Below are 18978 nucleotides of genomic sequence, written 5' to 3'. Positions count from 1 at the left end.
CAATGTGTCCAAACAACTCTCCAGTTCTCCGCGCGGCCGGACGAACGGGACGCTCGTTCGATCTGAGGCAACGGGCGTCCCGTTCGTCCCGCCCAGGTGAGTGGCAATGCGTCCCCCAGCACACATCGCCACTCACCTGCTCAGGCGCCGTAGACCGGGACCGGGTCCTCCGCCTTCGCGAGCAGGTCCGCGACGACGGGCCCGATCTCCTTCGGCTCCCAGCGCGCGCCCTTGTCCTGGGCCGGGCCGTGCCGCCAGCCCTCGGCGACGGTGATCTTGCCTCCCTCGACCTCGAACACCCGCCCACTCACGTCCTTCGAGTCCACACTGCCCAGCCACACGACGAGCGGGGAGATGTTCTCCGGCGCCATCGCGTCGAACCCCTCCTCGGGCGCGGCCATCGCCTCGGCCATCGCGCCGCCCGCGCCGACCGTCATCCGGGTTCGGGCGGCGGGCGCGATCGCGTTGACGGTGACGCCGTAGTTCTTCAACTCCGCGGCCGCCTGGATGGTCAGCTCCGCGATCCCCGCCTTCGCGGCGGCATAGTTGCCCTGCCCGATCGAGCCCTGCAGTCCGGCACCGGAACTGGTGTTGACGATCCGGGCGTCCACCGGATTGCCCGCCTTGGCCTCGGCCCGCCAGTACGCGGCGGCGTGCCGCAGCGTCGCGAAATGCCCCTTGAGATGCACCCGCACGACGGCGTCCCACTCCTGCTCGCTCATCCCGACGAGCATGCGGTCGCGCAGGAATCCGGCGTTGTTGACCAGCACGTCGAGCCGCCCGTACGTGTCGATCGCCGTCCGGATCAGGTTCTCGGCCCCGGCCCAGTCCGCGACGTCGTCGCCGTTGACGACGGCCTCGCCGCCCGCGGCCACGATCTCCGCGACCACCTGCTCGGCGGGACTCTCCCCGGTCGCGGAACCGTCGAGTCCGGCCCCGATGTCGTTGACCACGACCTTCGCCCCCTCGGCGGCGAACGCCAGCGCATGGGCGCGTCCGATTCCGCGCCCGGCGCCCGTCACGATGACGACGCGACCGTCGACCACTCCACTCATGCCTTCTCCTCTGTAGATGCTGTAGCTGATGTAGATGCTGTTGCTGCCGCCAGGAAGGCGGGACGTTCCCCGCCGCCGTGGACGGTCAGTGTCGAACCGCTGACGTACGCCGCCAACGGTGAAGCCAGGAACACCGCGCAGTTGCCGACGTCCTCGGGGCAGGCCATCCGGCCCAGCGGGACCGTGTTCCCGACCGCCGCGATCCCCGCCTCGTCCCCGTAGTGCAGGTGCGCGAGTTCGGTGCGGACCAGGCCGACGACCACCGAGTTGACCCGCACCTTCGGCGCCCACTCCACCGCCAGGCTGGTGGTCAGGCTGTCGACCCCGGCCTTCGCCGCCCCGTACGCCGCGGTGCCGGGCGAGGGCCGCGACCCGCTGACGCTGGAGATGTTGACGATCGCGCCACCCGAATCCTGGGTCTGCATCTGAGCATTCGCGACCTGCGAGACGAGCAGCGGGGCAAGGAGGTTCAGCTCGACGATCTTCGAGTGAAACTTCGGGCTCGCGTCCGCCGCGAGGGCGAACGGCGCCCCGCCGGCATTGTTGACCAGGACGTCGAGGCGGCCGTGGCGCTCGACGATCCGGTCGACGAGGCCCTGCACCTGCTCCGGGTCGCGGATGTCGCACGGCAGGAATTCGGCGGCGCGTCCGTCCACCTCCACGGGGTCGTCGCCCGGTCGGCGAGCGCAGGCGACCACCGTCGCACCCGCCCGCAGGAAGGTGCGGCTGATGCCCGCGCCCACCCCGCGAACTCCGCCGGTCACGAGCACGACACTTCCGGTCATGTTGGAACCTGTTTCCATCGTGCTACCCTACCAAGCAATTGCTTGGTGCGTGAAGTGCGGATCTGACGAGGAGAAAACAGTGGGAATTCGGAGCGAGACAGATCCGGGGGGCATCACCACGGTCACCGTCGACTACCCGCCCGTGAATGCCATCCCCTCCCGGGGCTGGTTCGAGTTGGCCGACGCCGTGCTCGACGCGGGCCGGAACCCGGACACCCACGTGGTGATCCTGCGAGCCGAGGGACGCGGGTTCAACGCCGGCGTCGACATCAAGGAAATGCAGGCCACCGAGGGGTACGGCGCGCTGGTCGACGCCAACCGGGGCTGCGCGGCCGCGTTCGCCGCCGTCTACGACTGCGCCGTGCCCGTGGTGGTCGCGGTCAACGGGTTCTGCGTCGGCGGCGGCATCGGGCTGGTCGGCAACGCCGACGTGATCGTGGCATCCGACGACGCCGTCTTCGGTCTCCCCGAGGTCGACCGCGGGGCGCTCGGCGCCGCCACCCATCTCGCCCGGCTCGTCCCGCAGCACATGATGCGCACCCTGTACTACACGGCGCAGAACGTCACCGCCCAGCAACTCCAGCATTTCGGGTCGGTGTACGAGGTGGTGCCGCGCGAGAAACTCGACGACACCGCCCGCGACATCGCCGCCAAGATCGCGGCCAAGGACACCCGGGTCATCCGCTGCGCCAAGGAGGCGATCAACGGCATCGACCCCGTCGACGTGAAGACCAGTTACCGCCTCGAGCAGGGCTACACCTTCGAACTCAACCTGGCGGGCGTCGCGGACGAGCACCGCGACGAGTTCGTCGAAACCGGCAAGCCCCGGTCCAACTCGAACAACAGGAAAGGCTGACATCGATGGCGAGCAAGCGCGACAAGAGGATGTCGCTCGACGACGCGGTCGGGGAACTGCGGAGCGGAATGACCATCGGCCTCGGCGGCTGGGGTTCGCGCCGGAAGCCGATGGCGCTGGTCCGGGCGCTGCTGCGCTCGGACGTCACCGACCTCACCGTCGTCACCTACGGCGGCCCCGACCTGGGGTTGCTCTGCTCGGCGGGCAAGGTGAAGAAGGCGTACTACGGTTTCGTGTCCCTCGATTCGGCCCCGTTCTACGACCCGTGGTTCGCGAAGGCGCGCACCGGCGGCGAGATCGAGGTCCGCGAAATGGACGAGGGCATGGTCAAGTGCGGACTCGAGGCCGCCGCCGCCCGGTTGCCGTTCCTGCCGATCCGTGCCGGGCTCGGCTCCGACGTCCGGAACTTCTGGGGCGACGAACTGCGCACCGTCACCTCCCCCTACCCCGACGCGTCCGGCCGGTCGGAGACGCTGATCGCGATGCCGGCCCTGAATCTCGATGCGGCACTGGTGCATCTGAACCTGGGCGACAAGCACGGCAACGCCGCCTACACCGGCGTCGACCCCTATTTCGACGACCTGTACTGCGCGGCCGCCGAGAAGCGGTTCGTCTCCGTCGAACGCGTGGTGGAGACCGAGGAGCTGGTGAAAACCGTTCCGCTGCAGAACCTGATCCTCAACCGCATGATGGTCGACGGCGTCGTCGAGGCACCGAACGGCGCCCACTTCACCCTTGCAGGCGACAGCTACGGCCGCGACGAGAAGTTCCAGCGCCACTACGCCGAAGCGGCGAAGACCCCCGAGGGATGGCAGCAGTTCGTCGACACCTACCTGTCCGGCAGCGAGGACGACTACCAGGCGGCCGTGAAGCGATTTGCAGAGGAGTCCCAGGCATGACCGAGACCACCACCGGCGTCACCCGCGCCGAATACTGCGCGATCGCGTGCGCCGAGATCTTCTCCGGCGCAGGCGAGATCATGGCCAGCCCGATGGCGACGCTGCCGCTGATCGGTGCCCGGCTCGCGCGACTGACCACCGAACCCGACCTGCTCATCACCGACGGCGAAGCACTGATCTTCGCCGACACCCCCGCCGTCGGCGCGAAGGCACCGGTCGAGGGCTGGATGCCGTTCCGGAAGGTGTTCGACGTCGTCGCGTCCGGTCGCCGCCACGTGGTGATGGGCGCCAACCAGATCGACCGGCACGGCAACCAGAACCTCTCGGCGTTCGGCCCGCTGCAGCAGCCGACCCGGCAGATGTTCGGCGTCCGCGGCGCGCCCGGCAACACGATCAACCACCCCACCAGCTACTGGGTGGGCAAGCACACGTCGCGGGTGTTCTGCGACACCGTCGACATCGTCTCCGGCGTCGGCTACGACCGGATCGACCCCGACAATCCGGCCTACCGGTTCCACCACCTGCACCGGGTGGTGACCAACCTCGGGGTGTTCGACTTCGGCGGACCCGGACACACCTTCCGGGCGCTGTCGCTGCACCCCGGCGTCACCGCCGAACAGGTCGCCGAGAACACCTCGTTCGAGGTGGCAGGGCTGGCCGACGCCGGCGTGACCCGCGAACCCACCGAGGAAGAACTGCGGCTGATCCGCGAGGTCCTCGACCCCCGCACCCTGCGCGACCGGGAGGTGTCGGTATGAGCACGCTCCGCACCGCACTGACCGACCTGGTCGGTGTGCAGCACCCGATCGTGCAGACCGGAATGGGCTGGGTCGCGGGACCGCGCCTCGTCGCGGGCACCGCCAACGCCGGCGGTCTCGGCATCCTCGCGTCGGCCACGATGACCTACGACGAACTCGAAGCGGCGATCACGAAGACGAAGACGCTCACCGACAAGCCGTTCGGGGTGAACATCCGCGCCGACGCCACCGACGCCCCGCAACGCATCGACCTGCTCATCCGGGAGAACGTGCGCGTCGCATCGTTCGCGCTCGCCCCCAAGCAGGAACTGATCGCGAAGCTGAAAGCCGCAGGGGTGGTGGTCATTCCGTCGATCGGCGCCGCGAAACACGCCAAGAAGGTGGCGTCGTGGGGCGCCGACGCGGTGATCGTGCAGGGCGGCGAGGGCGGCGGTCACACCGGCCCCGTCGCCACCACCCTGCTGCTGCCGTCGGTGCTCGACGCCGTCGACATCCCCGTCGTCGCGGCGGGCGGCTTCTACGACGGCCGCGGGCTCGCCGCCGCCCTCGCGTACGGCGCCGCCGGCGTCGCGATGGGCACCCGCTTCCTGCTCACCCAGGAATCGACGGTCCCCGACTCCGTCAAACAGGAATACCTCGCCCGCGGACTGCAGGACACCACGGTCTCCCGCAAGGTCGACGGCATGCCCCACCGGGTCCTCAACACCGAACTCGTCGACAGCCTCGAACACTCCGGCAATGTGCGCGGGCTGGTCGCCGCCGCCCGCAACGCGTCGAAATTCAAGGCCATGACCGGCATGAAATGGTCGACGCTCGTCAAGGACGGTCTCGCCATGAAGAAGTCCGGCGACCGCACCTGGCAGCAGATCATCATGGCCGCCAACACCCCGATGCTGCTCAAGGCCGGGCTCGTCGACGGCAACACCCACGCCGGCGTCCTCGCCTCCGGTCAGGTCGTCGGACTGCTCGACGACCTGCCCACGTGCAAGGACCTCATCGACGGCATCGTCGCCGACGCGATCAAACGCATCGACGCACTCGGCGCCCTGCGCGCCTGAGACCGGACGAACGGGACGCTCGTTGGATCTGACGCAACGAGCGTCCCGTTCGTCCGGCTAGGAAGTGGCGGCCTTCGCCGCGCTCAGCTGGAGGACGCGGCCTTCGCCGCGATGCGCGCCCGGACCTCCGGCCGTCGCAGCGGGGGCACGGTCTGCGGGGGCTGCTTGCGCGCCGGCAGTGCCGCGAGGAGCTTCGTGGTGGCCTCGGTGACGACGGCAACCGCCTCCTCGAACGGTTCACGGTTGGCGTCGGAGAGCTTCTGGATTCCGCTGACCTTCCGGACATATTGACGCGCCGCCGCCTCGATCTCCTCCGCGGTGGCCGCCGGTTCGAGTCCGCGCAGCTCGGTGAAATTCCGCACATGACTCGACGATAGCGCCGCCCGGTCCTCCGCGCGGCCCGGCGGAAAGCGGGTTGTCAGCTGCGGGCGGGCTCCAGAGCGCCTTCGTCGGCGGGCACCGCGTCGGTCTCGACGTCCGGGAGCGGGGTGCGGGACCGCGCGGCCACGACCGCGGCGCCGAGCAAGACGAGGGCGACGAGGCACTGCGAGCTGCCGATCACCTCGCGGACGGCGGCCTCCACCCAGCCGGACGAGGACGACTGCAGCACGAAGTTGGGGCCGATCAGGAAGATCAGCGTCGCGGCGCCGACCACCGGCCGCCAGCTGCGGTACTGCGGTGCGATCAGGATCGGAATGAGCAGGATGCTGTACGCCCAGTGGTGAGTGACGGCGAACGGCGCCGCGAGCAGCGATGCCAGGGCCACGACAGACAGCGCGATCAGGTGTTCACCCGACCGGGTGAACCGGTACGCCGACCATGCGGCGGCGGAGACGATGACGGCCGCGCTGAGCACCCAGAGGACGCTGGCGAGCCTGCCCTCCGCCCCGAGCCGGGCGATGACGCCGGTGACGGCCTGGTTGCGGAAGAAGTCGGGCGCGCCCGCACGGCCGGTGGCGAAGAATTCGGTGGTCCAGAACCACACCGACGACTGCGGCAGCAGCCAGAAACCGAGTCCGACGGTGACGAGGATCGTGGCGAGCGACCGTCCGATCGAGCGGAAGTCGCGGCGGACGAGCAGGACGAGCAGGAAGGCTGCGGGGGTGATCTTGATTGCGGCGGCGAGGCCGATCGCGATTCCGCGGAACCTCTTCGGGATTACTCCGGTGCAGTCGGCGACCACGAGCGCCATCAGGATGATGTTGATCTGACCGAAGTCGAAGTTCGAGCGCATCGGTTCGAGGAGCAGTACCGGGCCCATCGACAGCAGAGCGAGAAGTTCGGGGCGGCCGACGTCGAGTTTCGACAGCGCCACCTTGACCATCCACCACACGAGCCCGAGGTTGAGGGCGCACCACAGCGCCTGCAGGACCGCGGGGTCGATCTCGGCCATCGGCGCGAAAAGGATCGCCGCGAAGGGTGCGTAGATGAACCTGAACCCGGAACTGCTCGGGAAGTCCGCGGAGTAGAGCGGCAGCCCGCCGACGAAGGCGTGGCCGGCGTCGCGGAACACGGAGAGGTCCATCAGGTAGCCCGTTGCCGCATCGAACTCTCGGTAGGCCACCACCCCCACGGAGAGGACGCCCACGAGGAGCGCGACGGCATGGAGGCGATAATCCCTGAACTTCGATTCACTCTGTAACAAGAATTTGTTCTTTCATGATCGGCGTCGTGGTCAACGGTCCACCGTAGCGGGCCGTGACCCAATCGTGACAAAGGCGAGGTCGTGGCGCCCGAACCGCGTGCTTCGTCCTAGTTTATTTAGACTGGTATATTTCGATCATGCCCGGACGCGTCCTCGACAATCCGCTCGTTCTGCCGGTGCTGGGCCTGCTCCTCGAATCGCCGATGCACCCCTACCAGGTGGAGGTCACGCTGCGTGAGCGCAGCGAGGACGGTCAGTGGCCGCTCAACCGCGGTTCACTGAACAACGTGATCGCCGCCCTCGCGGCGGCGGGCTGGATCGAGGAACACGAACGTGCGCAGCGGGAGGGTCGGCCCGTCCGCACCGTCTACGCCCTCACCGACGCCGGGCGCGCGGAATTGGTGAGCCGACTGGACATCCAGATCCGCAGCGCCGCACGGGAATTCTCACCGTTCTTCGCCGCGATCAGCTACCTCGGCGCGCTGGGACGCGACGGCGCCGTCGACGCACTCACCGAACGCGCCCAACGACTCACCGCGAGAATCGAATCCGACCACACCAAGCTCACCCGCGCGCTCGGCGACGATGTGCCCGCCCTGTTCGTCGTCGAGGCGGACTACGCACTCCATGCCGCACGAGCGGAACTGGACTGGATCGCGTCGACGATCGCCGGCATCCGCGACGGACACCTCGCGTGGCCCGAACCGATCAGCCCGTCCCGAACGTCCCTTCGAGCCGGTTCCGCGAACCGGGGTGCACGAGACGCGCGGCGCTGACGAGTCCTCGGGACGACCAGGTGCGGCGTCGGATCAGCAGGCAGGGTTCGGAACGCTCGATGTGGAGGAGCCGGCATTCCTCGGGCGATCCGAGGATCGCCTCGACGACGTGCTCACCCCTCGTGAGCGGGGCTTCCACGCTCAGATAGTGATTGGGCGTCTGCTGGGTGAAGTCCTGATCGAGATAGCCGGGCGCCTCGGCGGGATTGACGAACCGGTCTTCGAGCTGGATCGGTGTGTCGTCCTCGTAGTGGATCATCAGGGAGTGGAACACCTTGCCGCGGATCGAATCCCGGATGAAGGCGTTGGCCGGATCGGCGTCTTCCTCACGCACGTACACCACTTCGGTCCGGTGGCGGTGTCCGCGTTGCTGGATCTCGTCCGCGATGTTCTTGACCTCGAACAGCGGCGACGCCGTCTTCGTGGCCGCCACGAACGTGCCCACCCCCATCAGGCGCACCACGAGGCCCTCGGCGCTGAGTTCGCGCAGCGCGCGGTTGATGGTCATGCGGGACAGCCCCAGAGCGCCGACGAGCTGATTCTCCGAGGGCAGCTGATCGCCCTCCTGCCAGCGGCCGGCGTTGATCTGCGACACGATCAGGTGCTTGACGCGTTCGTACGCCGGGGCCGACTCCGTCCCCGGTCCGTTGTACAACGCAGCAAGCTCCGCGTCGACTACTGCGATCTCTACCACTGACACCCATTCCTCTGCGGCACCGACGAACTTCCCGTGCAGTCGGCCGTCTGCAGTCTATCGGCCGACTGCACGGGTAAGCCGCAATCGCGCGGTGCGCCCGACGTCACCTCACCATGCTGCGGAGTTGCCTGGTCGCGACGGACAGGGCGGCCAGGTCGTGCTCACCCGATTCCGTGACGGCGTCGAGCGTGTGGCGGGCCCGCGCCAGCCGGGCGGCGTTGCGGTCCTCCCACTCCCCGATCTTCTGTTCCGCCGTGTCCGCGACTTCGCTGCCCGCGATCACGTCGAGGCACAGGGCCCGCACCGTGTCGTACAACTCGTCGCGCAAGGACAACCGGGCCAGCGCGTTCCACCGCGTACCCCGTCCCAGCTGCGAGACCCCGACCAGGAGGTGAACCAGGCCGAGGCACTCGCCGAGCCGGTAGTACACCTCGGCCACCTCGCGGGGGTCGCGTTGGGTGATGTCGGCGATCTCGACGATGTCGAGCAGCGCGAACCGGTCGAGCAGCAGTTGGACGCGCCCGGCCAGGTCGGCGGGGACACCGCGGGCCACCAGCGCCGCCGTGCGGCTGCGGAGACTCTCCGCGTCCTCGCCGCACAGCCAGCCCGCGACGTGCGGTGTCAGGTCCGCGACCCGGTCACGGAATCGGCTGATCTCCGCCCCGACCGCCAGCGGCTGGGGCCTGCGGGTGAGCATCCACCGCGACGCCCGGTCGAGCAGCCGCCGGGTGAACAGCGTCAACTCGTCCGAGAGCGCGGCGTCGAGGTCGGCGTCCCGGATGTCGCGGCGCAGCGACGGCAGGTCGAACACCTCCGAGACCACCGCGAACGCGCGCACGGCGTCGGCGCCGCTCGCACCGGCCTCCTCCCCCAGCCGGAAGGCGTACGTGATGCCGCCGTTGTCGACGACGTCGTTGGTGAGGACCGTCGCGACGATCTCCCGGCGCAGCGGGTGTTCGCCGATGGCGTCGCCGAACGACTCCCGGAGTCTGCGCGGGAAGTACCCGGCGAGGGCGTCCGCGAACGCCGGACTGTCGGGCAGGTCGCCGGCGAGCAGGTCCGATTTCAGCGCCAGTTTGACGTGCGCCATGAGCGTCGCGAGTTCCGGCGAGGTGAGTCCCGCCTCCGCGCGTTCCCGGGCGGCGATCTCCTTCCGGGACGGCAGCACCTCGATGGCGCGGTCCAGACCGTAGCGGCCCTCCAGGTGGCCGATGAGCCGTCCGTGCACCGCGAGGGACGCAGCGGCGTCGGCCCGGCTCGTGCCCAGCACGTCGTTCTGGGCGACATTGTCGGACAGCACGAGACGCGACACCTCCCCGGACATCTCGGCGAGCAGACCCGCGCGGTCCTCGGCGGCGAGACGGCCGCCGCTGACCAGGGCGTCGAGCAGGACCTTGATGTTGACCTCGTGGTCGGAGCAGTCCACGCCCGCCGAGTTGTCGAGAGCGTCCGTGTTGATCCGCCCGCCGTTGCGGGAGAATTCGATGCGCCCCAACTGGGTGAGGCCGAGGTTGCCGCCCTCACCGATCACCCGCGCCCGGACGTCGGCGCCGTCCACCCGCACGCCGTCGTTGCCCTTGTCCCCCACGTCGAGGTGGGTTTCGGCGCCCGCCTTCACGTACGTCCCGATCCCGCCGTTCCACAGCAGGTCCACCGGTGCCCGCAGGATCGCTCGAACCAGGTCGGGTGGCGACAGTTCGGTGGTCCCGGGCGCCAGCCCGAGCGCGCGCCGCGCCTCCTCGCTGACCGGAACGCTCTTCCTCGACCGTTCCCACACACCGCCGCCCGCGCTGATCAGGTCGGGCGCATAGTCCGCCCACGACGACCGCGGCATCGCGAACAGGCGTTCCCGTTCCGCGAAGGAGGTGGCCGCGTCGGGGTTCGGGTCGAGGAACACGTGCCGATGGTCGAATGCGGCGACGAGCCGGATGTGCGGGCTGGCCAGCATTCCGTTGCCGAACACGTCGCCGCTCATGTCGCCGATCCCGACGGCGGTGAACTCCTCCGACTGGGTGTCGACCCCCATCTCCCGGAAGTGCCGTTTCACGCTCTCCCACGCGCCGCGGGCGGTGATGCCGAGCGCCTTGTGGTCGTAGCCGACGGATCCGCCGGACGCGAATGCGTCACCGAGCCAGAACCCGTACTGCGCCGCAACGTCGTTCGCGATGTCGGAGAACGTCGCGGTGCCCTTGTCCGCGGCGACGACGAGGTAGGTGTCGTCTCCGTCGTGCCGCACCACCCGCGGCGCCGGAATGACGGCGCCGCTCGCGAGGTCCACGTTGTCGGTGACGTCGAGTAGTCCGCTGATGAAGCTGCGGTAGCAGCGCACACCCTCGGCGCGCTGCGCGTCCCGATCGCGCGCCGGGTCGCCGGTGGGTTCCGGTGGGCGCGTGACGACGAACCCGCCCTTCGCGCCGACGGGCACGATCACCGAGTTCTTGACTGCCTGCGCCTTCACCAGGCCGAGCACCTCGGTGCGGAAATCCTCCTTGCGGTCGGACCACCGCAGGCCGCCTCGCGCGACGGCGCCGAACCGCATGTGCACACCCTCGACCCACGGTGAGTACACGTAGATCTCGAAGCGGGGCCGCGGCTGCGGCAATTCGGGGATCCGCTGCGGATCGAATTTGAACGACAGGACCTCCCGTTCCCGGCCCGTACGAACGTAGCGGTTGGTGCGCAGGGTCGCGAGGACCACGTTGAGGTAGGCACGCAGGATGCGGTCGGCGTCGAGGCCGAGCACGTCGCCGATCGCCGTTTCCAGCGAGCCGACCAGTTCGCCGGACTCCTCCGCGGCGTCCGGATCGAACCTCGCGGCGAACAACCGGATCAGCGCCTGCGAGATCTCCGGGTGATCCCCGAGGACCGTCGCGATGTGGTTCTGGCTGTACGGGAACCCGCCCTGCCGGAGGTAACGCGCGTACGCCCGCAGCACCTCCACCTCCCGCCAATCCAGGCCCGCCCGGAGTACGAGTTCGTTGAAACTGTCGGTCTCCGCACGGGATTCCCAGGCCGCGGCGAACGTCTCCGTGAAGCGGTGCGGCAGTGCGTCGTCCACCGGCCCGGCCGCTGTGTGGCGAATCCCGAATTCGTACATCCAGCACACGGTTCCGCGGCTGTTCGCGACCATGTACGGGCGCTCGTCGAGGACCGCGACGCCCATGCTCTGCAGGATCGGCAGCACGTCGCTGAGCGAGGCGGGGGCGCCGCCGACGAAGAAGGTGAAACGCCAGTCGGCGGCCTGCGTGTCGAGTCGCGTCTCGATCGCGCCGTCCGTCAGTGTCTCGAACACCGCGACGTCGGTCCGGGCGCGCCGGGCGTCGAAGTCGTGCTTGTACACCGCGGGGAAGTTCTCCGAATAGTGCGCGAGGAGTTCGCGTTCGAACGCGGCGCCGAGTTCGTCGTCGCCGCCCGTGCGGAATCGGTCTTCCCAGGTCCGGCAGGCCCGGGCGATCCGGCGCTGAATGTCCAGTCGCCGCGTGTCCGTCACCTCGGTGTCCGAAGGAACGCGCATCGTGAAATGCACCATCGCCAGCGGGTACTCGGACACGTTCGTGGTGTATTCGACGGCGGTGCCGTTCAACTCGTCCAGGAGGACCTGCTGGGCCACCAGGCGCGTCCGCGTGTTGTACCGGTCGCGAGGGATGAACACCAACGCCGACATGCTGTCGCCGGGGACGTCCGTGCGCAGGAAGAGGTGGATGTGTTCGCGCGCGGTGATGCCGGCGACCTCGGTGAGGGCCGAATGCAGCGAGTCCGGGCTCGCTGCGAACAACTCGGTCAGCGGCAGCGCCTGCACGACCTGCAGCACGGCCTGTCCGGAGAAGGAATCGATGTCGAAGCCGGCGCGGTCGAGCAGGGCCCGCACCCGGCGGCCCGCACCCGGGATGTCCAGGACGTTCTCGTGCCTGCCCGCGGGCGTGAACACGCCGACGAAGCGGTGCTCCTCCCCTGCGGCCCGGACACCGACGAAGGACGGATACGACGAACGGTGCACGGACACCGGAAGCGCCGCCTGCCCGATCGCGAGGACGGGACCGGCATCGGTGGCCGGTGCACGGTCGCCCTCCCGGTCGTGGAGAACACCGAGACCTTCCCGGGGTGCGCCGTCGGCGTCGTACCGCGCGTATCCGAGGACGGTGAAGTTGCCCGCTTCGCACCAGCGCAGGAAGTCGGCGGCCTCGCGGAGTTCTTCGGACAGCGCGTCCTGGCCTGCCTGCGCGTCGAGTTGCCCGGACACCTGGGTCTGGAGTTCGCGCATGCGCGCCAGGTCCGTGTTGACCCGGCGCACGTCGGCGAGGACGGCGGTCAGGGATTCGACGAGTGCGGCGACGACCGTCTCGCCGGTGTCGGAGCGAAGTCCCACGTGGATCCAGGACTCCGCCGTCCCCGGTTCGGTGGCCGGACGCACGTCGGTGAGGGTGCCCGACTCCGTGCGGCGGGCGGCGACGACCGGGTGCAGTGCCTCCTCGATGGGGGCGCCGACCCTGCCCGCGGTGAGGAGTACCGATTCGACGAGCAGCGCCATGTCGTCGGTGACGATCTGCACGGCGGGTCCGATCCCGCTGGGGTCCGCGGCGTCGACTCCGCGCACGACCGCGGTCCCGGGGATCCGGTGCCGCCCCGTCTCGAGATGTGTGTTCGCGATCCGATCACGTGCCTCGGGATCCGCGTTGTCGGCGTAGGGGTGACCTGCGGTGCGGAGGTAGAGGTCGAGGAAGCGCTCGCGCGCCTCGTGATCGGAAAACAGCTGCTCATCGCGCTCGAGCGGATGTGAGGACGTCGAAATTAGTCTCATGTCAGTACCTTCCGTCGGGAGCATCGGGACTCCCGGCTGGTGCAGTGGCGGGCCGGCACGCTTCTCGGCTGGGTCCTTGGAGAACGCTTGACAGGGGGTTGTCTATACAGGACTATACATCTAAGGCGATAAAAAACGTGAGTCAGAGCACACTGGATTCAGGACATGGGACAGAGCACCCGGGACCGACCAGAAGCTGCCGGACTCGTCACAGAGAGAACAGGCCTATGACACACGAGGGACCTCCCGAGATCAGCCTCGCGCCGGAGCGTCGCACCATCGACGTCGTCCCGGACGACGAGCGCCACGGATCTCCGCGCAGCCAGTTCACGCTCTGGTTCGGCGCCAATATGCAGATCACCGCGATCGTCGACGGCGCACTCGCGGTCGTCTTCGGCGCGGACGCGCTGTGGGCAATCGTGGGCCTGCTGATCGGCAACGTCTTCGGCGGTGCCGTCATGGCCCTGCACTCCGCTCAGGGACCGCGCCTCGGCCTGCCGCAGATGATCTCGAGCCGGGCCCAGTTCGGCGTCCTCGGCGCCGTGCTCCCGCTCGTCCTGGTCGTCCTGATGTATCTCGGCTTCGCCGCGACCGGCAGCGTCCTCGCCGGTCAGGCCGTGAACGAGATCCTCCACATCGACAACGCCACCGTCGGCATCCTCATCTTCGGCGCGATGACCGCGTTCGTGGCGGTGACCGGGTACAAGCTCATCCACGTGGTCGGCAAGGTCGCGACCGTCGTCGGCATCATCGGCTTCACCTACCTGCTGATCCGCTTGTTCGCCGAGTACGACGTGGCCGCGTTCGTCGGGATCAAGGGCTTCGACATCGTCACGTTCCTCCTCGCGATCTCGCTCGGAGCCGGCTGGCAGTTGACGTTCGGACCGTACGTCGCGGACTACTCCCGCTACCTGCCGCGCTCGACGAGCGAGCGGAAGACCTTCTGGTCGACGTTCGCGGGCAGCGTGATCGGCTCGCAGTGGTCGATGACGCTGGGCGCGCTCGTCGCCGCCGTCGCCGGCGACGCGTTCCTCAGCGACCAGGTCGGCTTCATCGGCGAACTCGCCGGACCCGCCGTCATCGCCCTGATGATCTACCTGGTGATCCTGGTCGGGAAGCTCACCGTCAACTGCCTCAACGCGTACGGCGGATTCATGTCGATCCTGACCACCGTGACCGCGTTCAACGGGCAGTCGCGCATCTCGTCCCGGGCCCGCACCCTGTACATCATCGGGTTCGTCGCGGTGTCGATGCTGATCGCGATCGGTGCCAGCGCCGACTTCCTCAACAACTTCAAGAACTTCGTCCTCGTGCTGCTGATGGTCTTCACGCCCTGGAGCGCCATCAACCTGATCGACTACTACCTCATCTCCAAGGAGCGCGTGGACATCCCGGCCCTGTACGACCCGGCGGGCCGCTACGGCCGCTGGAACAAGACCGCGATGAGCTGCTACGCCATCGGCGTCGTCGCGCAGATCCCGTTCCTCGCGCAGAAGCTCTACACCGGCCCGGTGACGGACATGCTGGGCGGCGCGGACATCTCCTGGATCGTCGGCATCGTCTTCACCGCCGCGATCTACTACCCGCTCGCACGGCGCAGCAGCAACCCGCCCCCGGCCATGATCTACCCGGAACACACCGCCATGGCTGACACACGACAGTGAATCACGCTGACCCCCAAACTCTTCCACCTCTCTCGTTCGACCATCAAGGAGTACACGACATGACCACCACGACGCCTCCGGTTTCCGGACCCCGCCACGTGTCGGCGCCCCGCGGCACCGAACTGACGACCCTCGGCTGGCAGCAAGAAGGCGCCCTGCGCATGCTGATGAACAACCTCGACCCCGAGGTCGCCGAGCACCCCGACTCGCTCGTCGTCTACGGCGGCACCGGCAAGGCCGCGCGCAGCTGGGAAGCGTTCGACGCGATGGTCCGCACGCTGAAGACCCTGAAGTCGGACGAGACGATGCTGGTGCAGTCCGGCAAGCCGGTCGGTGTGTTCCGCACCAGCGAGTGGGCGCCCCGCGTCCTGCTCGCGAACTCGAACCTGGTGGGCGACTGGGCCAACTGGGAGGAGTTCCGCAAGCTCGACGCCCTCGGACTGATCATGTACGGGCAGATGACGGCCGGGTCGTGGATCTACATCGGCACGCAGGGCATCCTGCAGGGCACGTACGAGACGTTCGGCGCGGTCGGCCGGAAGCGCTTTGGCGGCTCGCTCGCCGGCACCATCACCCTGACCGCGGGCCTCGGCGGCATGGGCGGCGCCCAGCCCCTCGCCGTGACGATGAACGACGGCGTCGCGATCTGCGTCGACTGCGACGTCACCCGCATCGACCGCCGGATCGCGCACAAGTACCTCGACACCAAGGCCACCGACATCCACGACGCCCTGCGTCTGGCGATCGAGGCCCGCGACGCGAAGCGTCCGCTGTCCATCGGGCTCGAGGGCAACGCCGCCGAGATCTTCCCCGAACTGCTGGCCATGAACGCCCCCATCGACATCGTCACCGACCAGACGTCGGCACACGACCCGCTGTCATACCTGCCGCTCGGCATCGACTTCGCCGACATGAAGGCGATGGCCGACAAGGACCCGGTGAAGTTCACCGAGGACTCCCGCGCGTCGATGGCCCGCCACGTCGCCGCGATGGTCGGCTTCCTCGACAAGGGCGCCGAGGTGTTCGACTACGGCAACTCCATCCGTGACGAGGCCCGCAAGGCCGGCTACTCCCGCGCATTCGACTTTCCCGGATTCGTGCCCGCCTACATCCGTCCGCTGTTCGAGGAGGGCCTCGGCCCGTTCCGCTGGGCCGCGCTGTCGGGCGACCCGAAGGACATCGAGGCCACCGACAAGGCGATCCTCGAACTGTTCCCCGAGAACGAGCACCTCAAGCGGTGGATCACGATGGCAGGCGAAAAGGTGGCGTTCGAGGGTCTGCCGGCCCGGATCTGCTGGCTCGGCTACGGCGAACGGCACAAGGCCGGCCTGAAGTTCAACGAGATGGTGGCGTCCGGTGAGCTGTCGGCGCCCGTCGCCATCGGTCGCGACCACCTCGATTCCGGATCGGTCGCGTCGCCGTACCGTGAGACCGAGTCGATGCTCGACGGCTCCGACGCGATCGCCGACTGGCCGCTGCTCAACGCGCTCGTCAACACCGCGTCGGGCGCGTCGTGGGTGTCCATCCACCAGGGCGGCGGGGTCGGCATGGGCCGGTCCATCCACGCCGGTCAGGTGTGCATCGCGGACGGCACCGACCTGGCCGCGGAGAAGTTGGAGCGGGTCCTGACCAACGACCCCGGCATGGGCGTCATCCGGCACGTCGACGCCGGCTACGACCACGCCGCCGACGTCGCCCGCGAGCGCGGCGTCCGCGTGCCGATGTCCGAGGGATGACCATCCGCCCGAGCGACCGTATCTTCGAACCACTGGAAGGAACAGCAGTGACAGCGAACACCTCCCGCTCCACAGCGCTGACTGGCATCGGCACCCTGGTGACCAACGACCCGACAGTGGGGGAAGGTCCGCTCGGGCTGATCCGCGACGCCGCCGTCGTCTTCGACGGCGGCGTGGTGGCCTGGGTCGGCAGCACCGACGCGGCGCCCGCCGCGGACGTCGGGCACGACCTCGACGGCCGGGCGGTGCTGCCGGGCTTCGTCGAAAGCCACTCGCACCTGGTGTTCGGCGGGGAACGCGCGGAGGAATTCGCCGCCCGCATGGCCGGGCAGCCGTACGCGGCAGGTGGCATCCGCAACACGATCGAGGCGACGCGGAACGCCACCGACGAAGAACTGCAGGCGAACACGCGGCGACTGCTGGACGAGTCGCTGCGGTCGGGCAGCACCACGGTGGAGTGCAAGACCGGCTACGGGCAGACGGTCGCGCACGAACTGCGCAGCACGCGGATTGCGGCGTCCCTCACCGACGAGGTGACGTTGCTCGCCGCTCACGTTCCGCCGCCGGAATACGCGGGCCGCGCCGACGACTACGTCGCCATGGTGTGCTCGGAGATGATCGATGCCTGTGCACCGCAGGCGAAATGGATCGACGTGTTCTGCGAGACCGGCGCGTTCGACCGCGATCAGGCGCACGCCGTGCTCACCGCCGGAATGGCGAAGGGGCTGATCCCCCGCGTCCACGGCAACCAGCTCCGCGAGGGGCCCGGAGTCCAGCTCGCCGTCGAACTCGGCGCCGCGTCCGTCGACCACGTCTGCTACACCACGCAGGCCGACATCGACGCGCTGGCGCAGAGTTCGACGGTGGCGACCCTCCTGCCCGGCGCGGATTTCTCGACCCGCAACAAGTACCCCGATGCCCGGGCCCTGCTCGACGCCGGGGTCACGGTCGCGCTGGGCGCGGACTGCAACCCCGGCACCAGCTACACCACCAGCCTGCCGTTCTGCATCGCGATCGCGGTGCGGGACATGCACATGACCCCGGACGAAGCGATCTGGGCGGCGACGGCGGGCGGCGCCCGCGCGCTGCAACGCGCCGACGTCGGGGTCCTGCGTCCCGGAGCGCGGGCCGATGCCCTCTCCCTCGACGCGCCGTCGTACCTGCACCTGGCCTACCGGCCCGGCGTCCCCCTGGTCAGCGATGTGTGGCGGGGCGGCGAACTCGCCTGGTCCGCGCACGTCGGTCACGAGAAAGCGAGGGCATTGCGATGATGGAGAACCTGTTGATACCGCCACCCCCTTGGGTCGGCAGGATGGACGGCACGTCGAGTCACCACCTCCGCTGGCACCAGGCGGTGACCCCGCTCCGGGACGGCGCCGAGCCGGGCGCCTGCGTGTTCATCGGATTCTCCAGCGACGAGGGCGTGGAACGGAACAAGGGGCGCCGCGGGGCGTCCCGCGGTCCGGACGCGCTGCGGAGCGCGCTGTCGTCTATGGCGCTCGCCGAGCCGCTCCGCGCGTATGACGCCGGCACCGTCGCGGTCACCGACAATCGCCTCGAAGCCGGGCAGGAGGCGCTGGGCGCGGTGGTTGCCGCGACGCTCGACGCCGGCCAGTTCCCGGTGGTCCTCGGCGGCGGCCACGAGGTGGCGTTCGGGACGTACCTCGGTCTGGCGCAGGCGGCGGTCCGGACCCCGCGCAAACGGGTCGGGATCCTGAACCTGGACGCGCACTTCGACCTGCGGTCCGATCCGGTGCCGAGTTCGGGCACACCGTTCCGGCAGATCCTCGAACGGGAACACGCGGCGGGCACCACCCTGCAGTACTCCGTGCTCGGCATCAGCCAGCCCAGCAACACCACCGCGCTGTTCGACACCGCACGCGGGTACGACGTCCGGTACCTCCTGGACGACGAGTGCTCGGTCTCCGACCGGCACCGGGTGGCCGTGTTCGTCAGCGAGTTCCTGTCGGACGTCGATCTCGTCTACCTCACCATCGACCTCGACGTCCTCCCCGCCGCGGTCGCGCCGGGAGTGAGCGCTCCCGCAGCGTACGGCGTGCCCGCGGAGACGATTCAATTCGTGTGCGACGCGGTCGCCGCCAGCGGAAAGCTCGCGGTTGTCGATGTCGCCGAGCTCAATCCATCGTTCGACATCGACAACCGCACCGCCCGCACCGCCGCCCGATTCATCCACCGGATCGCCACGAAGCGCATTCCGATCGTGGGCTGAGATCGCCCGGGGAGCCTGCGC

Annotated in this window: 15 protein-coding genes; 9 read left to right on the top strand and 6 right to left on the bottom strand. The window is 69.0% G+C overall.

All coding sequences use genetic code 11. From position 1 onward, the window contains the following. Positions 1–140: 140 nt before the first annotated feature. Complete coding sequence (locus tag AC1DWT_RS04700; protein ID WP_072938835.1) at positions 141–1055, bottom strand: SDR family oxidoreductase; 915 nt, start codon at positions 1053–1055, stop codon at positions 141–143. Beyond that, complete coding sequence (locus tag AC1DWT_RS04695; protein WP_072938838.1) at positions 1052–1858, bottom strand: SDR family oxidoreductase; 807 nt, start codon at positions 1856–1858, stop codon at positions 1052–1054. Before AC1DWT_RS04695 ends, AC1DWT_RS04700 begins: the two co-directional genes overlap by 4 nt. A 61-nt stretch (positions 1859–1919) precedes the next feature. On the opposite strand from AC1DWT_RS04695, the gene echA20 reads away from it, so the two are divergent. The 4 genes from echA20 to ipdC are packed head-to-tail and all read left to right on the top strand — an operon-like array spanning position 1920 to position 5411. Beyond that, on the top strand, positions 1920–2696 hold the full coding sequence (gene echA20, locus AC1DWT_RS04690) for a (7aS)-7a-methyl-1,5-dioxo-2,3,5,6,7,7a-hexahydro-1H-indene-carboxyl-CoA hydrolase (RefSeq protein WP_072938840.1): 777 nt from the start codon (positions 1920–1922) through the stop codon (positions 2694–2696). A gap of 5 nt (positions 2697–2701) precedes the next feature. Beyond that, positions 2702–3595, top strand: a complete 894-nt coding sequence (gene ipdA, locus AC1DWT_RS04685) for a cholesterol ring-cleaving hydrolase subunit IpdA (protein WP_072938843.1) — start codon at positions 2702–2704, stop codon at positions 3593–3595. Then, positions 3592–4353, top strand: coding sequence for a cholesterol ring-cleaving hydrolase subunit IpdB (gene ipdB, locus AC1DWT_RS04680; RefSeq protein WP_072938846.1), 762 nt, complete (start codon positions 3592–3594; stop codon positions 4351–4353). Before ipdA ends, ipdB begins: the two co-directional genes overlap by 4 nt. After that, positions 4350–5411, top strand: coding sequence for a (3aS,4S,5R,7aS)-5-hydroxy-7a-methyl-1-oxo-octahydro-1H-indene-4-carboxyl-CoA dehydrogenase (gene ipdC, locus AC1DWT_RS04675; protein WP_095863205.1), 1062 nt, complete (start codon positions 4350–4352; stop codon positions 5409–5411). Before ipdB ends, ipdC begins: the two co-directional genes overlap by 4 nt. Positions 5412–5494: 83 nt before the next feature. On the opposite strand, the gene AC1DWT_RS04670 is transcribed toward ipdC, so the two are convergent. Further along, positions 5495–5773, bottom strand: coding sequence for a DUF2277 domain-containing protein (locus tag AC1DWT_RS04670; RefSeq protein ID WP_477919872.1), 279 nt, complete (start codon positions 5771–5773; stop codon positions 5495–5497). Between the two features lie 56 nt (positions 5774–5829). Beyond that, positions 5830–7056 (bottom strand): glycosyltransferase family 87 protein, encoded by a 1227-nt coding sequence (locus AC1DWT_RS04665; RefSeq protein ID WP_072938854.1) that lies wholly within the window; start codon positions 7054–7056, stop codon positions 5830–5832. A gap of 137 nt (positions 7057–7193) precedes the next feature. Between AC1DWT_RS04665 and AC1DWT_RS04660 the strand changes: the two genes are divergently transcribed. Further along, positions 7194–7832, top strand: a complete 639-nt coding sequence (locus AC1DWT_RS04660; RefSeq protein WP_095863204.1) for a PadR family transcriptional regulator — start codon at positions 7194–7196, stop codon at positions 7830–7832. On the opposite strand, the gene hutC is transcribed toward AC1DWT_RS04660, so the two are convergent. Continuing rightward, positions 7765–8532 carry a histidine utilization repressor gene (gene hutC / locus AC1DWT_RS04655; RefSeq protein WP_072938860.1) on the bottom strand — a complete coding sequence of 256 codons (768 nt, stop codon included), beginning with the start codon at positions 8530–8532 and terminating at the stop codon, positions 7765–7767. The genes AC1DWT_RS04660 and hutC overlap by 68 nt on opposite strands. 100 nt (positions 8533–8632) lie before the next feature. Further along, positions 8633–13327 carry an NAD-glutamate dehydrogenase gene (locus AC1DWT_RS04650; protein ID WP_477919868.1) on the bottom strand — a complete coding sequence of 1565 codons (4695 nt, stop codon included), beginning with the start codon at positions 13325–13327 and terminating at the stop codon, positions 8633–8635. A 227-nt stretch (positions 13328–13554) separates the two neighbouring features. Between AC1DWT_RS04650 and AC1DWT_RS04645 the strand changes: the two genes are divergently transcribed. The 4 genes from AC1DWT_RS04645 to hutG are packed head-to-tail and all read left to right on the top strand — an operon-like array spanning position 13555 to position 18957. Then, on the top strand, positions 13555–14991 hold the full coding sequence (locus AC1DWT_RS04645; RefSeq protein ID WP_095863202.1) for a purine-cytosine permease family protein: 1437 nt from the start codon (positions 13555–13557) through the stop codon (positions 14989–14991). A 59-nt stretch (positions 14992–15050) separates the two neighbouring features. Further along, on the top strand, positions 15051–16727 hold the full coding sequence (hutU, locus tag AC1DWT_RS04640; RefSeq protein WP_095863201.1) for a urocanate hydratase: 1677 nt from the start codon (positions 15051–15053) through the stop codon (positions 16725–16727). A gap of 47 nt (positions 16728–16774) precedes the next feature. Then, positions 16775–17998: an imidazolonepropionase gene (gene hutI / locus AC1DWT_RS04635; protein WP_095863610.1), complete on the top strand. Its 1224-nt coding sequence runs from the start codon at positions 16775–16777 to the stop codon at positions 17996–17998. Beyond that, complete coding sequence (hutG, locus tag AC1DWT_RS04630) at positions 17995–18957, top strand: formimidoylglutamase (RefSeq protein ID WP_072938871.1); 963 nt, start codon at positions 17995–17997, stop codon at positions 18955–18957. Before hutI ends, hutG begins: the two co-directional genes overlap by 4 nt. Positions 18958–18978 lie beyond the last annotated feature (21 nt).

This window comes from Rhodococcus sp. P4_B6, assembly GCF_056402215.1.
Note: the sequence above shows the minus strand (reverse complement) of the source record. Positions and strands in the feature narration are given on the sequence as shown.